The 18,296-nt window shown below is 38.2% G+C and carries 17 protein-coding genes and 1 pseudogene; 6 read left to right on the top strand and 12 right to left on the bottom strand.

The annotated features are described in order from the left end of the window. The 11 genes and pseudogenes from ACFIMU_RS07130 to ACFIMU_RS07180 form a co-directional block, all read right to left on the bottom strand. Window positions 1–405 (bottom strand): annotated as a pseudogene (locus ACFIMU_RS07130) (hypothetical protein); the annotation flags it as partial. A 217-nt stretch (window positions 406–622) separates the two neighbouring features. Then, window positions 623–1,180, bottom strand: a complete 558-nt coding sequence (locus ACFIMU_RS07135; protein WP_375696946.1) for a hypothetical protein — start codon at window positions 1,178–1,180, stop codon at window positions 623–625. An 89-nt stretch (window positions 1,181–1,269) separates the two neighbouring features. Beyond that, window positions 1,270–1,848 (bottom strand): MFS transporter, encoded by a 579-nt coding sequence (locus tag ACFIMU_RS07140; protein WP_375696947.1) that lies wholly within the window; start codon window positions 1,846–1,848, stop codon window positions 1,270–1,272. Further along, the gene (locus tag ACFIMU_RS07145) at window positions 1,835–2,035 is read right to left on the bottom strand and encodes a hypothetical protein (RefSeq protein ID WP_375614198.1); all 201 of its coding nucleotides are present in this window, start codon (window positions 2,033–2,035) and stop codon (window positions 1,835–1,837) included. The genes ACFIMU_RS07140 and ACFIMU_RS07145 overlap by 14 nt, the downstream gene beginning before the upstream one ends. Before the next feature lie 323 nt (window positions 2,036–2,358). Beyond that, window positions 2,359–3,597 carry a DUF2087 domain-containing protein gene (locus ACFIMU_RS07150; RefSeq protein WP_375696948.1) on the bottom strand — a complete coding sequence of 413 codons (1,239 nt, stop codon included), beginning with the start codon at window positions 3,595–3,597 and terminating at the stop codon, window positions 2,359–2,361. A gap of 21 nt (window positions 3,598–3,618) precedes the next feature. Then, window positions 3,619–4,281 carry a hypothetical protein gene (locus ACFIMU_RS07155; protein WP_375696949.1) on the bottom strand — a complete coding sequence of 221 codons (663 nt, stop codon included), beginning with the start codon at window positions 4,279–4,281 and terminating at the stop codon, window positions 3,619–3,621. Between the two features lie 209 nt (window positions 4,282–4,490). Next, on the bottom strand, window positions 4,491–5,684 hold the full coding sequence (locus tag ACFIMU_RS07160; RefSeq protein ID WP_375696950.1) for an MFS transporter: 1,194 nt from the start codon (window positions 5,682–5,684) through the stop codon (window positions 4,491–4,493). Between the two features lie 88 nt (window positions 5,685–5,772). Next, on the bottom strand, window positions 5,773–6,477 hold the full coding sequence (locus tag ACFIMU_RS07165) for a hypothetical protein (protein WP_375607513.1): 705 nt from the start codon (window positions 6,475–6,477) through the stop codon (window positions 5,773–5,775). Window positions 6,478–6,517: 40 nt separating this feature from the next. Next, window positions 6,518–6,865: a hypothetical protein gene (locus ACFIMU_RS07170; RefSeq protein ID WP_375607512.1), complete on the bottom strand. Its 348-nt coding sequence runs from the start codon at window positions 6,863–6,865 to the stop codon at window positions 6,518–6,520. Between the two features lie 67 nt (window positions 6,866–6,932). Further along, window positions 6,933–7,082 (bottom strand): hypothetical protein, encoded by a 150-nt coding sequence (locus tag ACFIMU_RS07175; RefSeq protein WP_375675789.1) that lies wholly within the window; start codon window positions 7,080–7,082, stop codon window positions 6,933–6,935. A 222-nt stretch (window positions 7,083–7,304) separates the two neighbouring features. Beyond that, complete coding sequence (locus tag ACFIMU_RS07180; RefSeq protein ID WP_375696951.1) at window positions 7,305–8,393, bottom strand: DUF3792 domain-containing protein; 1,089 nt, start codon at window positions 8,391–8,393, stop codon at window positions 7,305–7,307. Window positions 8,394–8,872: 479 nt separating this feature from the next. On the opposite strand from ACFIMU_RS07180, the gene pyrF reads away from it, so the two are divergent. The 4 genes from pyrF to ACFIMU_RS07200 all read left to right on the top strand — a co-directional run bounded on the left by pyrF (window position 8,873) and on the right by ACFIMU_RS07200 (window position 12,676). Next, on the top strand, window positions 8,873–9,718 hold the full coding sequence (pyrF, locus tag ACFIMU_RS07185) for an orotidine-5'-phosphate decarboxylase (protein WP_375696952.1): 846 nt from the start codon (window positions 8,873–8,875) through the stop codon (window positions 9,716–9,718). Window positions 9,719–9,767: 49 nt separating this feature from the next. Further along, window positions 9,768–10,025: a hypothetical protein gene (locus ACFIMU_RS07190; protein WP_375607232.1), complete on the top strand. Its 258-nt coding sequence runs from the start codon at window positions 9,768–9,770 to the stop codon at window positions 10,023–10,025. 42 nt (window positions 10,026–10,067) lie between these two features. After that, window positions 10,068–11,552, top strand: a complete 1,485-nt coding sequence (gene hisS, locus ACFIMU_RS07195) for a histidine--tRNA ligase (RefSeq protein ID WP_375614708.1) — start codon at window positions 10,068–10,070, stop codon at window positions 11,550–11,552. A gap of 590 nt (window positions 11,553–12,142) precedes the next feature. Next, window positions 12,143–12,676 (top strand): replication protein, encoded by a 534-nt coding sequence (locus ACFIMU_RS07200; protein ID WP_375696953.1) that lies wholly within the window; start codon window positions 12,143–12,145, stop codon window positions 12,674–12,676. A gap of 873 nt (window positions 12,677–13,549) precedes the next feature. Here ACFIMU_RS07200 and ACFIMU_RS07205 read toward each other — a convergent pair. After that, window positions 13,550–14,074, bottom strand: coding sequence for a peroxiredoxin (locus ACFIMU_RS07205; protein ID WP_375607278.1), 525 nt, complete (start codon window positions 14,072–14,074; stop codon window positions 13,550–13,552). A gap of 217 nt (window positions 14,075–14,291) precedes the next feature. Here ACFIMU_RS07205 and ACFIMU_RS07210 point away from each other — a divergent pair, with 217 nt between their 5' ends. Together ACFIMU_RS07210 and ACFIMU_RS07215 are read left to right on the top strand one after the other, a co-directional pair. Further along, the gene (locus ACFIMU_RS07210) at window positions 14,292–15,920 is read left to right on the top strand and encodes an alpha-D-glucose phosphate-specific phosphoglucomutase (protein WP_375607235.1); all 1,629 of its coding nucleotides are present in this window, start codon (window positions 14,292–14,294) and stop codon (window positions 15,918–15,920) included. Window positions 15,921–17,197: 1,277 nt separating this feature from the next. Next, a complete protein-coding gene (locus ACFIMU_RS07215) occupies window positions 17,198–17,533 on the top strand; it encodes a zinc ribbon domain-containing protein YjdM (protein ID WP_375696954.1) in 336 nt (111 codons plus the stop codon). Window positions 17,534–18,296: the final 763 nt, after the last annotated feature.

Genomic DNA, 18,296 nt, shown 5'->3' on the forward strand with positions numbered 1-18,296 from the left:
GAAAAAAAGGGGCAGCTTTTTGCTTTTGCAGCCATTGGTCTTGATGTTTGAACGGAAACTGGCAGTGGTAAGGGGAAAGCTACATATTTTTGATGTTTCCGTTTCGCGATAGTTTTTTCCTATTTGAAATGCTTCTGCAATTTTTGTAAGTATATCTCCTGTTTCTAAATGACGATCGCTGAAATTTTCCATATTTCGTACATTTTTATCTTTTAGCACTTGCCATAATTTATCGATTGCTTGAAATCCCTCTGTCGTGTTTTGAATAAGACCAAGGTTTAAAAGGCGATTAATAGATTTGTGAATGTTTTTAGTTTCTGAATTGACAAGTTTGAGGATATCAGAAAGAATTTTAGCACCAAGTATAATAACAGTATAGACAGCGCGTAGTGTCGGTGAGGTCATGGAAAAAATGAGCGAATTATAAGAAAAATGCTTTGGCTGTATTGCACATGGATATCAATAGAATATTATTCGTGCAGAATGTAGCTACCTTACGCTTGTCTATCCCATAATCCTTTAAGCTATGAGACAATTTGTAACGGCGTTTACAGAGCAATCTTTAAAGACCATTTTGAGCTTTTTTGCCGCAGAGTGTGTTACAAAATCATAATTGAGCCATTTATGGCGAAGTGTTTTGCGCACCCTTGTTGTGCCCCCAGTAGCAAAAATTATATGTGACATTGAAGTTCCTTATTTTTTTAGTTTGCATAAGGCAAAGGCAAGAAGCAAAGGCGGAGACACCAACAATCATGCAAAAGGTGAAAGCGATGTGATTGTTGAAATGGCTGATGATCCATCCACTTGTCCATGAGCCGGCAGCTTGGCCAATATTTGAAATAACAAGAATATAACTAAAAAGAACACTGGTAGAGAGGGATGAGGTTGTTTTCCTTGCTTGATAGTATATCTCTGTAATCATGACAGATTCATAGACACTGTAGGCAATTAACGCAGTCACAGCGGTAAAGACGCCACCCATGAGGAAAAATGCAGCGAAACTTCCCATAAGCCATAATAGGTAGAAAGTTGATTTATCAGAAAGGCTGAGATGTTTATTGATTATTCCTTGCCAGATACAAATACTGATGCCAACAATTGAAAAGAAAATTCCACTATAAGGGGTGAGATTGCTGTCAAATTTACTGAGAAGTGTTGTGGTGGTGATGAAAATTCCCATGAGGAATGCACAAAGCAAAGCCGTGACCAGCAAATAAGCAATAGAGCGATTATATATTATTGTTTTTAAAGAAGAAAGAAAAGAATTCTTTATTTTTTTGTTCTTTTCAAGAGATAATGTTTTATGTGGGTAATGATAAACAATTTGAATGGATAAAACACAAAGATACAAACCAATGAGTGCAAAAAAGCCATCAAAAAAACTGATGCGTTGTATTTTATGGCACTCGTTGCAACAAGAGGGGCGATAACGACAGCAGCATTTTGAAAAAAAGAATAGAGAGTTAATGCGCGTTTAAGAGCATTTTCATTGAGATGTTCTGATAAAATTTCTCTCAAAAATGGCTTTGAAATTGCTTTCGAAAAAGCCATTAAGGTAAAAAAGATCAACCATGCAGAAGGTGTGAGCGATAGGATAATGCACACAAAAGCGCTACTCCTTAAAATAAAGGCGGTAGCCATTAAGAGTTTACGCGAAAATCTTTCTAATAAACTCGTTGTGGTTACCATGAGAATGCTTTCAAGGATTACTGATCCAGCGAGATAAAAAGCGACATTGGCAGCAGTTATGAGAGAAGAGTTTCCAAGCAAAGGGAGTACAAAGAAAAAGGAAAATTCAGAAAGAAAAACTGTGCTATAGATGAAAAAAGTTATTTTATTTTTGCCCATGGAATTTCCATAGAAGTGTCGTTAAATGATCAAATACATTTTGTTGTATCTCTTGAGGAAGTTTTGTCAGCCCTGTTTCTGCTGTGCACATTTCGTTGAAATAGTATCCTTCTTGATTCACCAGCCAGTCCACTGCAAGAATATTGTTTTTTGTTTTTTCTACGATGTTTTTAGAAATATCGAGCATGATTTGGATTGAGCAACAACACTGTGCGCGGATGTCTACGCAACAATCGTAAGATCATTGAGACCTTGATCCTATATCTTCTCCTGATGGTTTTGACTGTTCCTAATCCTATTTGATAACCAATTGACATCCCGCATTCTTGTTTTTCCATTTTAACCTTTATGAAGAGGATGTACTATCCCTCCATAGATTGTCAACATATGAATGGGATGAATGATTTTGTAACCTTTTAATGAATTTATATTTTTTAGTGGAAGGTTATACATTCTCTTGAAATAGAGAAGAAAAACGATAGCGTTCGCTAATCATTTTTCAATTCTCTTTTAGCGCATGCGTTGATATTTTCCTCCATGGCGTTGTAAAAAACCTCTCTCAACAAGAGTGCGTCGTAATCGGGCAAAGTCTATCGTAAAGAGGTTGCATATCTTGGAAACTTCCGTTTCGCTATAGATTTTTCCCATTTGAAAGGCTTCACCAATTTTTGATAGCATCTCTTCTGTTTCTAAATGGCGGTCGCTTAAATTTTCCCTATTTCGTTCATGTTTATTTTCTAGCATTTTCCACACTGTCTCTTCGGCTTGAAATCCTTTTGTTGTGTTGTGAATAAGTCCAAGGTTCAAAAGGCGATTGATCGATTTGTGAATTGTTTTGGCATCTGAATCAATATGTTGGAGGATATCAGTAAGATTTTTTGCACCAAGGATAATGGCGGCATAAACAGCGCGCAGGGTAGGAGAGGCCATGGCAGAAATGAGCGAATTGCGTGTGCTGCGTTTGTGAAGGGTTTCTTTTCCCATGGGCAAAAGATCATTGCGAATGGGTAGTTCATTGATTTCTATAAGTTCTTCTTGTAGTGATTGTGCGCGTGTAGCCTGTTCGGCTGGGGTGCTTTTGCGAATAATTCCCAGACCACTTTGACGATATTTATGGTTTTCGGGGAGTGTTAAAGCTTCATAGGAGCCATCAAGCCGATAGAGGAGTTCTTCCCAGATAGGGGTTCTAACGCGTCGAACACGTTGTTCGCTATTGAGAGCAATCGTTGTGGTCATTGTTGGTTCATGCAGACAAAGATAACCACCAGGTGTGATATGTTCCCAAAGGGTTATAACAAATCGTACATCATCTGCTGGCGTTCCAGCATCAATCCAAGCAAAATCTATTGGCACCCAAGATTTGAGAGTTCTTTCATCAAGAGAGAAAAAATTTTCATTGATAAATGTTACAGTATCTTGTTCAATGCCATCTTTAAGAAGTCTTTGCCATGCTTCTTCTGCTGATTGACCTTCTACTGTAAAATCATCAATGGTAATAAGCCGAGGTTCGTAATTTTCAGGAATTCCTGAAGGGTCAAGCAAAGCTGTACGCTCTTCCCAAATGGCGGATTCTAGAAGCTTTTTATCCTGTTGCCATGCTTGTTTTGCTTTTTGGAGTGCTCTTGCGATAAAGCGCGTACTATCACCAGCACCGATTTCAATGACTGTACGCGGTCTTGCCATTTGAATGAGTGCATGGATCAGTTGAGCACTATTTTCTGTTCCCATATCAGGTCTTATCAGCTGCATCTTTTTATCCTTATAATTTTATCAATGTAGCATTCCTGCTTTTACAAGAAACTTTATTGAATCCTCTAGCGGGTGTTGAAGATGCATTGGTGTGGTGGCTTGCTTCAAGAGATGTTTTGTTTTTTCATGAAGCCGGATTGTACGTCCATTAAGTTGATTAATGGCAAGGAACCCAAGAGAAGAATCTATGATAATACATGTTGGCTCTCGTAAAAGAGCGGTTGCATCATTTTTTGAAAAGGCTTTTTGATTTGTTTCGATGAGACCGTGTCGTAGCAGTGATATCAAAAGACTATTCACGTCAAAAAAGCAACCATTGAGTTTGATTTCTTTTAAGGATTGGACAAGGCAGCCTTCACGAAGTGCTTCAAATGTGGGAAAGTCGAATCCGCCAAATGCCGCTCCTTTTGTAGAAATAACGATTGCAGGTTGTATTTGCCGTTTTCCAATTAAAGCTGGTTTATTTCTCGTTATCTGTACGTCCTTTGCCCATTGAACGCGTGATAAAGGATTGAGTTCACGTGGGTAAACGTCAAAAGAATTGATGGCTGTGGGCGGTGTGGTTTTTTGTAAGGCAAGGGTGTGGATGCTTTCATTCAAGTCATGTAGCATATAGTCTGCCAGTTGCCATATATAACCACCTGTTCCATTGTAAAAGTTTAAGCCTATAGGGTCTTGCTGCATGATGTTAAACTGTTTTCTTCTGCTTTAAAATATCAAGTTTTGGCAAGGGTTATTTGCTTGGGTTGTTTGCTCCTCCACACGAGAATGGTTTATCAAAATCACATTGCTTGGTATAGGGTTGCATGGGAGATACAATAATTTGATCAAGTGGTGATTTTTATGCCATTTTTGGGCATGTTTTTTTTCGAGAGAAAAGATGGTAAAGTTTGCTAGGCATTATCCCATTCCTTTTTTTGCAGAGCGCGGTTTAATGTAAAGCCTAATATGCCTGTGATCATGGTGGCAATGCCGATGATAAGGAGTGTGTATTGGGTGTGATGCACTTTTACAAAACCTGCACTGATAAAACCAATGCACACGGCTGTTTGTATGATAAAGATATAGGCGGGCATTTGACTGTTTCGTTGTTCTTTTTGGATGGCTTTCATCATAAAACTTGCCATTAGTGCATTTTGCACACCGTTGGCACCCCCAAGGATGAAAAATGACAGCATCATCAACCATACAATGTGTGTGAGAGAAAAGCAGAAAATTGCAAATCCAATTATTGTCGCAGCCAGTGATGCTCCAGCAGCATTGCCAAAGCGGTGGAAAAGGCTGGAAAAGCAGAGCGGTCCAACGACGAGCCCTAGACTTATCATACTTGCAATTATCCCGTAGGTTTCAGCGCTTAAATACAGTTCGGTGCGGATGCGGACAATTGATAGGACATTAAGAGCCGAGGTGAGGGTGATGGTAATGATGAGGGGGGAAAGAGCATAGACAACATTTTTTTTACGCAAGAGCCCTCTTAAGTCTAGTCCCTTTTTGGCTTGTTGTACTGCGTTTGTTGTTGGCGTATGCATTTTTAAACTTTTAAAACAGAAGAGAGTGATAAAGGTTGCACAGAGAACCATGATGGATAGTGCAAAGAGCCCTTTTTGCCCGTTTGAAAGACCATATAGTACACCTCCTAACAGTGGTCCTGCAATGTAGCCGAGATTACGGACTGTTTGGATAATGCGGTTGTTACGGTCTAATTGCCGATCATTTTTTGCGAAGTCAGGTACAGCAACAAGGATAGCAGACCAAAAGAGTGAACCAGCACACCCTAGTGCAAAAGAAAGGGTAATATAAAGCCAAAATTGGTTAGCGATTGCGGCTGCGGCTATGAAAAATGCTTCAAACAATAAAACAATGGGGACTGTTCGCGTTGGTTGGAAGCGATGTAAGAGGCGCGGCGCAATGGGTCCTGCACAAATTGCTCCTATAAGCCCTGCAAAAAGCAGCATTGAAATCGAGGCTGTACTTTCTGCTAAGTGTAAAGCAAATGTGACCTGCGCTGTTTCATCGGCAAAGCTGCTAAGAGCCAAAATAATAAAAAGCCCTATTTGGGCGAAAATCATGGATTTCTTCTTTGTCACAATGCTCCCCAAGATGCCAAAGCTTTTACAGCTTTCAAAATTTCCTGCTGTGCATATTTATATGGGGTATCATTTAATTTTGCTAGATCTAATTTTTTCCTGATAAAAGTTGGGAAAGGAAGCTCTCTAGATGAGATCTATACTCAAAATTGGCGCAATGCCCATTTGCAGCGATAAGGAGTTCTTTTGTTTCTAGTAAGGGCACCCATTGGAGGGTTGTGAGTGGGCGAAGAGTGATTTCATTTTCAATCTCAGAGACGTCAACAAGATGGCGACCGATGCATAAACGTGAACTTGTATCACAAATTAATTGAGAAACCAGCATATGGCGTTTTAAGGTACCATTTGCGATGGCGGAGTTTAGTGCAGAGTATTGAAAAGCATTATCAGGGTTTAAATTTGCTCTTCCTGATGCGCGGATATCATGTAGCGTTCGATCATCAAGATGGAGTAAATGCGTGACATAATTTTTATGATGTTGTGCATCGTGTGCTGTTTCCCAAAAAGCAATATTGATATTTGCCGCGATATTTTTTCCAGTTTCAGCAACGTGGAAAGCATCATGGGGAAAGTAGGCAACACGGTCTGTACGGTTTTGCAGCGCAATTGCTGTTAATTTATGCGCTTCATATTCAGGATATTTTAGCCCTTGGAGGTCTTCTCGTGTGTTGGGCCATGCAAACATTGTTTTGCCATCTTGTAGAGTAAAACCAAATATGAGCGTGATCCACATGTATCCCAACATGGGTGGAGGAATATCGGCCGATGAAGCAGTCAATATCCACGCGTCCATTAGGACTAAAACCTAAAGAATGAGCTAATTGATCTGAAAACTATTTTTCCACATCCCATAGAACAGGGGTTGCAGCGTATAATCCATAATACATGACCACCCATTCTTGTCCTTCGGCATATTGGTCAATGCGGGCAGTATATTCTTCTATAGTTCTATCCGTATCTAAAACAAGAAAGTTTGAAGGAGGGTGTGGAGCCCACACGCCATTAACCACTGTTACTACTTCGGATTTAGGATTAAGAGCTAAGAGTTTATGAGGACGTAGAGCGTATTGTCTTAAAGCATCCAAAACATCCCTTTCATTGAAAGGGATGTACGAAATTGACAATTCAGCTGCTTGCTTAGCCCAAATTTTTTTGAGAAAAGCCCTCTGAAAATAATTCAAGCATGCACTTAAATATACTTAATTTTAAAGTTAGATATGTAAATAGATCTGTATCAACAATACATTATTAAACTTCTAACGAACCATTCACATCAAGCTCATTTTGACAAATTTGAGTATCGTTACGCTGTGCATACTTATCAAGCATTATAGTTGGCACAACTTCGTCAGCAGTCAATTCAACAGCATCTTTTACTTCATTAAGTGAAATATTCATACATCTCCCCCTTATAGTTGATAAAAAAACAATGATAACCAAAATAAAAAAATTACCGCTTATTTCCTCTTAGTATGGATTTTATTTTTTATCAAATGTTATGTTGATTGCAAAGAGCATTTTAAATAAGAGGGCTGAATTTTAGAGTGATCAAGAAGAATTTACAAAAAAAGCTGCACCATGCGTGCAGCTTTTTGTGTATTTGCTTTAGAGGTAGACGTTTTAAAGCATGAAAGTGTCTTTACGGCTTCTATAACCATAATAGCCAAAAACACTCGAAATAATGGCGCCTATGAGGCTTCCTAAAAAGCCCCACCACCCCATATTGGAGGCTGTTTTTGTGGCTTTAGTTGCAGTGTTTTTTGCTCCCTTGATAGTATCCTCAAGATTGTCTGAGAGTTTTTCAGCCCGTTCTTCAAGGGCTTTGATGGCTTTTTCGGTTTTTCCCTCTGCGTTTTGATAGAGTTGAACGGCACGGTTGGCCGCTGTTTGTGCCTCCGCACGGGTCATGCCATCCTTCATAAGCGCATTGATGATATCGCTTCGATTAAATTTTGTCGTGAGATCTTCTACACGATCAGACAGGCGTTCACCAAGATTTTTTAAAGTGGTGCGATAGTGAGACGGATCATTTTTAAAAGCTGTTATCGCAGAACCGATATCGTTGAGTGCAGCCTGATAGGTTTGTTTTAAGCGATTAGCATTGAGAGCAGGAATATCGCTTTTATTGAGAAGAGTGTGTAACTCATTGCCAAGTTGGTCAAAATTAACTCCATTGTCACTTTTTGTTGTAAAAAACTTTTCAAGACTTTCACTGTTTAAGTTTGACAGTAGGGGGAATATGTTTGTTTTAAAACTATCTACGGTTTGTTGTATCGTAGCAGTGTTTTCTAGAGCGGTTTTAGCCCCTATTTTTGCTGTACTAGAAACCACGTGGATGGCTTGGAGTGTCAGAAGAAGTGTTATGAGAGCCCAGGTTAAGAACCCATGAAGAGCTCCTGCCGTTTCAGCAAAACGTCCGGCGACAAAGCCTCCCAAGGCTAGGCTAATCAGTGTAACGATAACAGAACCCACGCCAAAGGAGAGGAAAGAGCCTTCAAATGGGGATGAAGAAGTGAAATCCATTTGGCTGAAGCCCAAAGCAGAAATGAGAAAAGAGAGGCAGATTGAGGTGGCAAGAGCCGTCACCAGTCCCGCAAAGATCGCGGACCATGAAATGGGTGTGTGAAAGAATGGATACTTTTCTTCTAGAGATGTTTCTCCTAGAAAATTGGTATCGAATGGTGTGTCTTCAGGAATGCGAGTTTCCATGTTTTATCTCCTTGAATATGCTGGAGATACAATGCCTTTTTGCTAATTATGTTCCAAAAGTGAATAGATATGAGCCAAAAAAGGAATAGGAAAGATCTAAAGTTAAGATTGAGATCATCATGGTGGGGCATTTTCTTTTGAAACTTTGTTTAAAGCGCGTTCATAGAGAGTTTTTGTTGATCATAAAAAAGGGTGTGAAAACGACAAGGTACGCTTATAGGGCTTTATGAGGTCATAATAATATGGATGCTTTTTTGTTTATATTCTTTCATAAATTTGAATTTTTATCTCATGACAACGTCTTGGTCGATAAACATATGATAAGCGTTACGAATGGGAATATATTTATGTTTCATGAATAAAAGCACACTTTGTATAGAGAGCTCTTCTTTGTGTTTTCGCTATTGTATTCTTTTGACAAATGCTTTTCTTTTTGATTGTATCAAAAAGTTTAAAGAGAGACCTTGTTAGGATATAAAATGTTTCGTTCAACTTTTTTTAAAAATCGTGAAATCTATGGACCTCTTTGTATTGGCTTTGATCCGAGCCATAAAGTTTTGCAATCGTGGAAACTAAGCTTTGATTATAAAGGTCTAAAAGATTTTTGTGATATTCTCTTAACAGCAGTTGTGGGTAAAGTAGGTATTATAAAGCCGCAAGTCGCATTTTTTGAATTATATGGTGTGGAAGGTCTTCAAGCTCTGAAAGAACTGATTGAAAATGCACACGAACAAGGCATATTGGTTCTGGCGGATGCAAAAAGGGGGGATATTGGCTCTACTGCTGAAGCCTATGGTAAGGCTTGGCTTGGTTCAAGCGGTGCGTTCAAAGCTGATGCCATGACAATTAATCCTTTTTTGGGTTTTGATGCTCTTATTCCTCTGATAAAGGTTGCTGAAGAAACAGGAGCAGGGGTTTTTGTAGTGGTTCAGTCTTCTAATCCAGAGGGGAAACAAATACGAAATGCGCTTATTGGTGACCAGACACTCTCTCTTCATCTTGCACAGTGTATTTGTGATTATAATAGTCAGTCTTCGGTTCTCCATCATAATATTGGCCCCATAGGTGCGGTTATAGGAGCGACATTAGGATCTGAATCAAAAGATACAATTGAGCAGTTAAACAGTAGTCTGTTTCTCGTTCCAGGTATTGGCACCCAAGGTGGAACAATGACACAACTAGCAAATCAATTTCCACAAAGACTTTGGCAGAATGTTATTCCCTCTGTATCACGCTCTATTACAGATGCTGGACGAAATATTGTTGATTTAAAAAATGTTATCAATCATTTTGCAGAACAAGCGCAAAGCACACTGATGTCTTGAGGATTTTTGCATCTGTAATAAATCTGAAGAATTCTGAGAGGGAGGGCTTTTGAGGGGGATGTTTCCGATTTATCCAGAATCAACAGTTGCTTTGTGGTTTCTTTCAACAAGCACAGATGTCTTTTCATTGAATGTTAAGCGTGCATTTCATGTTGAGCGGGGGGCTATGTTCCTATTGAAAATGCAAATATTTTCAGTAGATTGCCTTAAGGGTAAAGGTTTGCATTTTTTAAAAGCAAAAGCTTATGCATATTGTTACCAGTTTCCAGTTGATAAAGGTATTGCAGCGTTTGTTTCTATAAGATAGACACACGTTATCGGTGAATATATATTGTTGTTAGAGAAAAATATGTTATCAAAACAAGAAAAAACCAAAGCCCGTTTACCCCGTGGGTTTGTTGATCGTACAAGTGCACAGTTGTATGCAACTGAAACAATGATTGCGCAAATTCGTGAAGTTTATGAACTTTATGGTTTTGAAGCACTGGAAACACCAATTTTTGAATATACAGATGTGCTGGGTAAGTTTTTACCGGATTCAGATCGTCCAAATGCGGGCGTTTTTTCGCTACAAGATGATGATGAGCAATGGATGTCTTTGCGCTATGATCTGACTGCTCCTCTTGCTCGTTATTTTGCAGAGAATTTTGAAGTTTTGCCAAAACCTTATCGCAGTTATCGTCTTGGCTTTGTTTTTCGCAATGAAAAACCAGGTCCAGGGCGGTTTCGGCAATTTATGCAGTTTGATGCGGATATTGTTGGAACACCAACGGTAGCAGCTGATGCAGAAATTTGTATGATGGCAGCCGATAGTTTGGAAAAACTAGGGTTTCAGCATCATGAATATGCCATTCGTCTGAATAACCGAAAAATTCTCGATTGCGTTTTAGAGAAAATTGGTTTGGGGGGAAATGAGCAGGCTGAAAAGCGCTTAACTGTCTTAAGAGCAATTGATAAACTGGATAAATTTGGTTCTAAAGGGGTGCGTTTGCTTTTGGGAAAAGGGCGTTTGGATGAAAGTGGTGACTTTACAAAAGGGGCGGAGCTTAAGGATAAAGAGATTGAGTGTATTCTTACCTTAACTGCTGCTGGAGCTGAAACAGCAGAAGAAACGCTTGAGGCTCTTAAAGAAGTGGTTGGTGATCATGTTCAAGGGCGTGAGGGAATTCGTGAGCTTGAGGAAATGCAAGCAATTTTTGCCGCAAATGGTTTTCAGAATCGTATCAAGATTGATCCATCGGTGGTGCGTGGACTGGATTATTATACAGGTCCTGTCTTTGAGGCTACGTTGCTGTTTGATGTTTTCAATGATGATGGGCAGAAAGTTGTTTTTGGCTCCGTTGGTGGTGGTGGGCGCTATGATGGATTGGTGGCACGCTTTCGTGGTGAAAACATTCCAGCAACAGGTTTTTCAATCGGGGTCTCACGCTTGATCGCTGCTTTGCAAAATCTTGGAAAGTTGCCTATGAAGGAGACAACAGGGCCGGTTGTGGTGCTGATGATGGATAAAGAGCCAGAGGCGGTTGCTGGTTATCAAAAAATGGTGATGCAGTTGCGTGGTGCGGGAATTCGTGCTGAGCTCTATTTGGGGGCATCGGGGATAAAAGCGCAGATGAAATATGCGGATCGACGCCAAGCGCCTTGTGTGGTTATCCAAGGCTCACAAGAACGTGAGAGCGGAAAAATACAGATTAAAGATTTGATTGAAGGGGCGCGGTTATCTCATGAGATCAAAGATAATCAAACATGGCGTGAAAGTCGACCAGCACAAGTGACGGTTGATGAAGATCAATTGGTCAAAACGGTACAGAATATTTTAGCTACCCAAAAGTGATAATGGTAAAAGTCTTTATCGAAAGGATTACCTGAAATATTCGGAAAAGTTGAGATTCAATTTTTGAAATTTGTGCTTTGCTCGTTTATACGTGCTGGCACACGCGTTCAAAAGTGGGGTTTTGAAGTGCGTGCGGCATAAAAGAGAGATTTTTTAAGAGATAAAAGTAAGCGCTATTCGCTATAAAATGTGCCCTTCTGAGGATGCGATGATAATGCATTAAAATGTGCAAAAAAAATAGTAACGAACAAAAACTCTGAGAAAATTAAAGGGTTTCACGTAATGCTTCTGAAAAAGTTTATAAAATATTGACAGTTTATATTGGCTTCATCTTTGAATTCTCATCTATGAGTATCAAATCCTTTGATGTTCTCTTCTTGGACATTACAAAATCTAGCCTTATTGCAAAAGGAGGGAGAACTAGAGCGTTTTATCCTAAAAAACTTTTTAAGCTTCAAAAAACAATGGAATGACTTAAATCGAACAATTTTTTACAGGAGCATGTTTGGATGAATTGTAAGCTGCTATAATGGTAACCTACTGATAATATGCGCTTTTCATAAAATCAATTCTTTAACGGAGAAATGAAAATGGTCCAATATGATTTTACTCTGCTCTATGAACGAAATCCCTTTATTCTTGAAAGACCTGAGAATATTGGAAAATCATTTAAACTTCCTCCTTTAAATTTCGGATTTGAAGATCTTCCGCAAATTACCTTTTCAGGCGCCTCGTCATGTCGGCGTATGATTTTTGGGTTATCATTTAATGGTATGAAAGCATTTTTTGTGATGTTGTGGCAATTAGGGAAAATGTTAGATGAGGGGGATAATGTGGATTTATGGTTTGATCAGATAACATTGGATCTTGATATTCTTGAAGAATTTTTGACTTGCGATCTTTCAATTCAAGAACCAGAATATCTTAATTTTGAAAGTTTTAAAGAAGGTATCAAAGAATTAGAAACAAATAAAATTGTAGCGAAGGGGACAAAAAAAGATTGTTATTTCATCAATCCAGATATTTTTGGTCTTCCTGAATGTGATGAAGATTTTGAGTTCGATGAAGAGGAAGAGATAGAAGCACGTTTTACGGTAGAATACCCGAATAAACAACTCCTTTAACCGTTTTTCTCTTAGAGAAAAATAAAAGCTTAGAATAAATGGCTATGAGAACAGTAATGAGTTTGTTTATGGTATGTGAATTGGAATGTTTGCGGGATTTGTTTTGATTGAATCTTCTTTATAAACGGTTCTTTATGCAGAGCTGTTTTTATGCCGTGTTTGATTATTTTTTATGAGACATAACTCAATTTGAACTGTGCGCCTCTTCAAACAAATGTTTGATCTGTATTTTCTCTCTTGATGCTTTTGTGTACCTTGCAGTCTTAATGTTCACAGCTTTCGCCTTTGAAAGCATTTACGAGAAGCATTTTCACTCTTTTTAATGGTTTATTCATATGCCAATCCCACTTGCTAATGAGCAAAAAAATAGTTTTAAGGGATTCAATATAAGAAGGGATAAAATAAAACAATCTTATGATATTCGGCTCCTCTCATTTAATATGAGAAATTATAAATCAAACCATTTTCAACATAAAGTTTTTCTCAACATGAGGAGCTCAGCGTTGATTTTGCATAGTTTATCTATATGTTAATCCTTGATGTTTCCGAGAGAGTTTTGCATGAATTTGCGCATTTGGCAATTGCATCAGCATTTTTTGATAGCGTGCAACAGCTTTTAACTCTTTGATTTTTTAGTACCACAACGGGGCCAGATTTTTCATCAGCAATTTTTCAAGCTTTTACAAAGCCGTTAGAACATAAAATATTTATTGAAAAAATTATTGCTTTAATCTTTTCTCACAGAAGGCACACAATAAACTTATAGGGTCTGCTTTCACGAATAGATGTTGCAAAAAATAAACGACACAAACTTTCCTGCTCAGGAAATTTGTGTCGTAAAATTTTGTTTAAATGGACGATTCGGGGTTGGAATTAGCTTTTCAAGGCTTTTAAAACATTTTGTGGTGAAGAAACTTCGTAAGGATCTGTTGCACAATTATCTGAAAAACCTGCTTCTTCGAACCATTGTTCAACCACACCATCATTAATAACAGCTGCATAGCGCCATGATCGCATGCCGAAACCAACATTGTCTTTTGCAACCAGCATACCCATTTTGCGTGTGAACTCACCAGAGCCATCGGGAATTAATTTCACGTTTTTGATATTTTGTGCTTTTCCCCAAGCATTCATGACAAAAGCATCATTGACGGAAAGGCAATAAATTTCATCAATACCAGCGTGTTTAAATTCATCATAGAGTTTTTCAAAGTCAGGCAGCTGAAAGGTTGAGCAAGTAGGGGTAAAAGCTCCAGGAAGAGAAAAAAGAATAACACGCTTTCCTTTAAAGTAAGCATCGCTGCTAACTTCTTGCCACCGATAAGGATTGTCTCCAGCCATTGATTCATCGCGTACGCGTGTGTGGAATGTTACATTGGGAACTGTTTTTTTCATCATCATGATGCTCCTGTATTCTTTTACGAAAATTTTGTTTTAAAACAGCCTTCGTATTTAAAAACATATGGGAAAGATCGTTTTAAATAAAAGGGCTTCTTAAAAAATTCTTACTTCTAACGAGTGTGCAAATATTTCACACTTCCGTCAAGTAGAATTAATGGTCGACTTTGGATACTCTTCACCTTAAAATTATAGGAAAGAATATAAAGGTATGGATATGACCATAAAGACAGTTTTGACCACGGCTTTTGAGGGGCAAAAACCGGGAACATCTGGTTTGCGCAAAAAAGTGTCTGTTTTTCAACAACCCCATTATGTAGAAAACTTTATACAGTCTCTTTTTAATAACATTGGGCCTCTTGAAGGAAAAATGTTAATTCTTGGGGGGGATGGGCGCACTTTTAATCGTACTATCCTTCAGATTGTGTTGAAGATGGCAGCGGCGCATGGTGTCTCTCTTATTAAAATGGGAAGGGGCGGTATTCTTTCTACACCTGCTGTTTCGCATCTTATTCGTAAAACTCATGCCCATGGTGGACTTATTCTTTCTGCAAGCCATAATCCTGGTGGTCCAGAAGGAGATTGTGGTATTAAATATAATATTTCTAATGGGGGACCCGCTCCTAATTCTTTATGTGATGCTATTTTTGCAACATCGCAACGTCTTTCTTTTTATAAAATTCTTGAAGCACCAGATGTTGATTTAGATAGGCAAGGTACGATCTTTATGGGAGCCATGCGGATTGATATTATTGATCCTGTCGCTGATTATGTTGCTTTGATGCAGGAGCTTTTTGATTTTGACTGTATTGCCAAGGCTGTTGCTCGAGGTCTTACTTTACGGTTTGATGCCATGCATGCGGTAACAGGGCCTTATGCTCATGAAATTTTTGAAAAATGCTTAGGATTTTCTGAAGGGACGGTGGTTAATGGTATTCCTTTGCCAGATTTTGGAGGTGGTCATCCAGATCCCAATTTGGTTTATGCTAAGGCTCTTTATGATTTATTGATGTCAGAGAAAGGACCAGATCTTGGCGCAGCCTCTGATGGTGATGGAGATCGTAACCTCATTATTGGTCGTGGGCAATTTGTTTCGCCGTCAGATTCTCTGGCTATTATGGCTGAGCATGCACACCTCATTAAAGGATATCGAAAAGGTGTTGTGGGGATAGCGCGTTCTATGCCGACGGGGCGTGCTGCTGATCTGGTCGCGGAAAAAAAAGGATTAAAATTTTTTGAAACACCAACGGGATGGAAGTTTTTTGGAACGCTTTTGGATGCGGGGAAAGTAACCTTTTGTGGTGAAGAAAGCTTTGGAACTGGGTCTCATCATATCCGTGAAAAAGATGGTTTATGGGCTGTCCTATTTTGGTTAAATCTTTTAGCGGTAACAGAAAAAACTGTCGCACAAATTGTTCAACAGCATTGGTACACCTATGGGCGTTTTTACACGTTACGGCATGATTATGAAGAAGTCGAAGCCGATAAAGCTTTGGAAATTATAGAACATTTGCGTGCACACTTACCACATTCAGGAACTGAAATTTCTGGATTTTTCGTCAAAAAAGCAGACGATTTTACATATCATGATCCTGTTGATCAGAGCGTTAGCACGCGGCAAGGTATCCGTATTTTTTTCAAGAATGGAGCACGGTTGGTAGTCCGTTTGTCGGGAACAGGAACACTGGGTGCTACTTTACGACTTTATTTTGAACAGTATGAAAGTGATCCACGCAAACACAATTTTAATCCGCAAGAAGTTCTCCAACCTTTGCAACAGGTGGCACTAAAACTACTAAACATACAACAAGTATTGGGACGAGACCACCCTGATATTATTACCTAAGATCATTGGAATGTTTTTTTGTAAAGGTATGATGATTGATCACATGGGGTATGTTTTTAGGGGCATGATTTTATTTGCCATAAGGAAGAGCTTAACTCCATTTTCAAGCTCGCTTTGTTTTTTTCACCTTTACATATCGATCCGATTCCTAAAACTGCGTGCTTCTTAAAACCGAATGCTGTAGGCAATTATAATCCAGCATAATCGGAGCATTTATGCCCAATGGTTTCTGATGGTTTGATAGAAGTGTTTGTTTAATAGGATGATGTTCCTCATGCAAAACAGAACACTGTCGTTATTGCGCATTTCATATGCTTATTTAAAAAGCCTCTCTCAATACACTTACGCCCTTCTTTATGGAATGCTGTTCATGTAGGAGATAACGGTAAATCCTCGAGAAGAATATAATGGTCGATATATATTGGATAATAAATTGATTTATAATAATAATTTAGTATTATTCAATTTGAATGAGAGCTCTCCAATATTGTAAGATTATCTCATCTCAAATCTATTCCATGTTGAATCAATTAAAACCATTCATTTGCACATAACAAGCGGGGAGAGCCGTGTGGATAAAAACTGTACAAAAAAGAACTAAAAACACCTCTTATGAATCAATCATCTTTTGTGCCAAGGGCAGTGACAACATTGAGCACCACCATTTTTATGAGAGAGTAAGCCCAGCTCCATCACACTTATTGATTAGTTCCCAATGTGCATCTTTCCACTTGTAACATGCAAGCGCAAGGCTTTGGTTGATTCAATAGAAGAGGATTTGAAATAAGAAAATCTTAAAATATTCGGGTGTTCTATTCAATATACAAAACCATTGATGATGATTATAAATCAACATATTCTCTAATATTATAACCGTTATTTTTACTTAAAATAAAAGGTCAAGTTAAGGCATCACTTTCTTTTCTCGCAATATTCAATCGTGCTTCGCTCTTTGAGAGAATTTATTAAGAGATGTTCCTTTTTTCATTTTTTATCCATTCGTTAATTTCATTTGTGACGGATAAGAAAATGATTTTGATTGATTTATAAGAGAGAATGAAGGGAGTAAATTTTATGATAGGTAGGGGCTTATTTAAGGTGTACAATGATAAATCATTCTTATAAATTAACGTCTTGTCTGTGGTGATCGCATTGACAAACATAGTTGGCAGATGGGGAATGAAACAAAGGGACGTATTTTTCTAAAATAATGGACAATAAGCATTTCTTGTTTTATGACCGTCATAATGAATGATTTTTCTAAAAAAGGGGAATTTATGACCCAATATCCCAAATGTCCTCGTTGTGATTGTCTTTATACTTATGAAGATGGTAAAAATTTTGTGTGTCCTGAATGCGCACATGAATGGCCACAAAAGAACGATGCCGCTGTTCTTTCCGATACTGTTTATGATGCCAATGGTCAGATTTTGACAAATGGCGATACTGTTATGGTGATAAAAGATCTGAAAGTAAAAGGCGCTTCATCTGTTTTAAAAGGGGGGACGAAGGTAAAGAATATTCGCTTGGTAGATGGAGATCATAATATTGATTGCAAAATTCCTGGGATTGGGCAGATGAGTTTAAAGTCGGAGTTTGTGAAAAAAGTTTAGACGTTTATCCTATTGCAATTGTTTTTGTATTTCTTTTCTTATTTCACTGATTATGCCAATCAGATAGATGCAATATATGCCCTTATTGGGATATAAAAATACGTACAGCAATAATTTGATTTATAAAGATAATTCACTATTTTGCATGTTGAATGAGAGCTCCAGATCTGTTCCGTGTTGAATCAATCAAAATCATGTCTCTTGCATGTTACAGGCGGGGAGATCCGTGTGGAGTGACATGGTACAAGAAAGTAGTAAAAAGGCCTCTTATGAACCATCTCAAGTGCCAAGGGCTATTGCAACCTTGAGGGTTGGAAAAATATATATAGTAGAGAAATACTGACACTGTCTTTTCTTTTAAACATATTGTGATGAGAAGGGGTAGATGTTGATTTACAAGCAACAATAAAGGTATGCGCTTTATGAAGAGAACGATGCCGTAAAGTAACAAACTTATTTCTGCTGAATTGAAAAAATATTCCCACTTTTTCTCAAATGACTTCCAAAACAACCATAATAGATCTGATTTTACATTTATTTATTTTTACAAGTATTTGTACACACCTTCCTCGCTATATTTATGGAGATCAGATTCAAGGTGCTAGAGGGGAATTTTTGACTCAAAAATAGGAAAAGATCGGTACGAGATACTGATAAGGTAGCATCATCATGCATTTTTTTCCAGCTCTCAATGTTGCAACAGTTCTTATATTTAAAAGTGTTTATAAGCGCTATTAAAAATAGTTTTTGTTATTATCCAGTT

This window comes from Bartonella sp. AC70YNML, from assembly GCF_042196545.1.
Classification (GTDB): domain Bacteria; phylum Pseudomonadota; class Alphaproteobacteria; order Rhizobiales; family Rhizobiaceae; genus Bartonella.

Bases quoted from the DNA above. Each gene is read 5' to 3' on its own strand.
- pyrF (WP_375696952.1), top strand. From the start codon at position 8,873: ATGTTTCGTTCAACTTTTTTTAAAAATCGTGAAATCTATGGACCTCTT.
- ACFIMU_RS07200 (WP_375696953.1), top strand. From the start codon at position 12,143: ATGGTCCAATATGATTTTACTCTGCTCTATGAACGAAATCCCTTTATT.
- ACFIMU_RS07150 (WP_375696948.1), bottom strand. From the start codon at position 3,597: ATGCAGCTGATAAGACCTGATATGGGAACAGAAAATAGTGCTCAACTG.
- ACFIMU_RS07165 (WP_375607513.1), bottom strand. From the start codon at position 6,477: ATGGACGCGTGGATATTGACTGCTTCATCGGCCGATATTCCTCCACCC.
- hisS (WP_375614708.1), top strand. From the start codon at position 10,068: ATGTTATCAAAACAAGAAAAAACCAAAGCCCGTTTACCCCGTGGGTTT.
- ACFIMU_RS07135 (WP_375696946.1), bottom strand. From the start codon at position 1,180: ATGGGAATTTTCATCACCACCACAACACTTCTCAGTAAATTTGACAGC.
- ACFIMU_RS07175 (WP_375675789.1), bottom strand. From the start codon at position 7,082: ATGAATATTTCACTTAATGAAGTAAAAGATGCTGTTGAATTGACTGCT.
- ACFIMU_RS07215 (WP_375696954.1), top strand. From the start codon at position 17,198: ATGACCCAATATCCCAAATGTCCTCGTTGTGATTGTCTTTATACTTAT.
- ACFIMU_RS07155 (WP_375696949.1), bottom strand. From the start codon at position 4,281: ATGCAGCAAGACCCTATAGGCTTAAACTTTTACAATGGAACAGGTGGT.
- ACFIMU_RS07145 (WP_375614198.1), bottom strand. From the start codon at position 2,035: ATGCTCGATATTTCTAAAAACATCGTAGAAAAAACAAAAAACAATATT.
- ACFIMU_RS07140 (WP_375696947.1), bottom strand. From the start codon at position 1,848: ATGGGCAAAAATAAAATAACTTTTTTCATCTATAGCACAGTTTTTCTT.
- ACFIMU_RS07180 (WP_375696951.1), bottom strand. From the start codon at position 8,393: ATGGAAACTCGCATTCCTGAAGACACACCATTCGATACCAATTTTCTA.
- ACFIMU_RS07205 (WP_375607278.1), bottom strand. From the start codon at position 14,074: ATGATGAAAAAAACAGTTCCCAATGTAACATTCCACACACGCGTACGC.
- ACFIMU_RS07210 (WP_375607235.1), top strand. From the start codon at position 14,292: ATGACCATAAAGACAGTTTTGACCACGGCTTTTGAGGGGCAAAAACCG.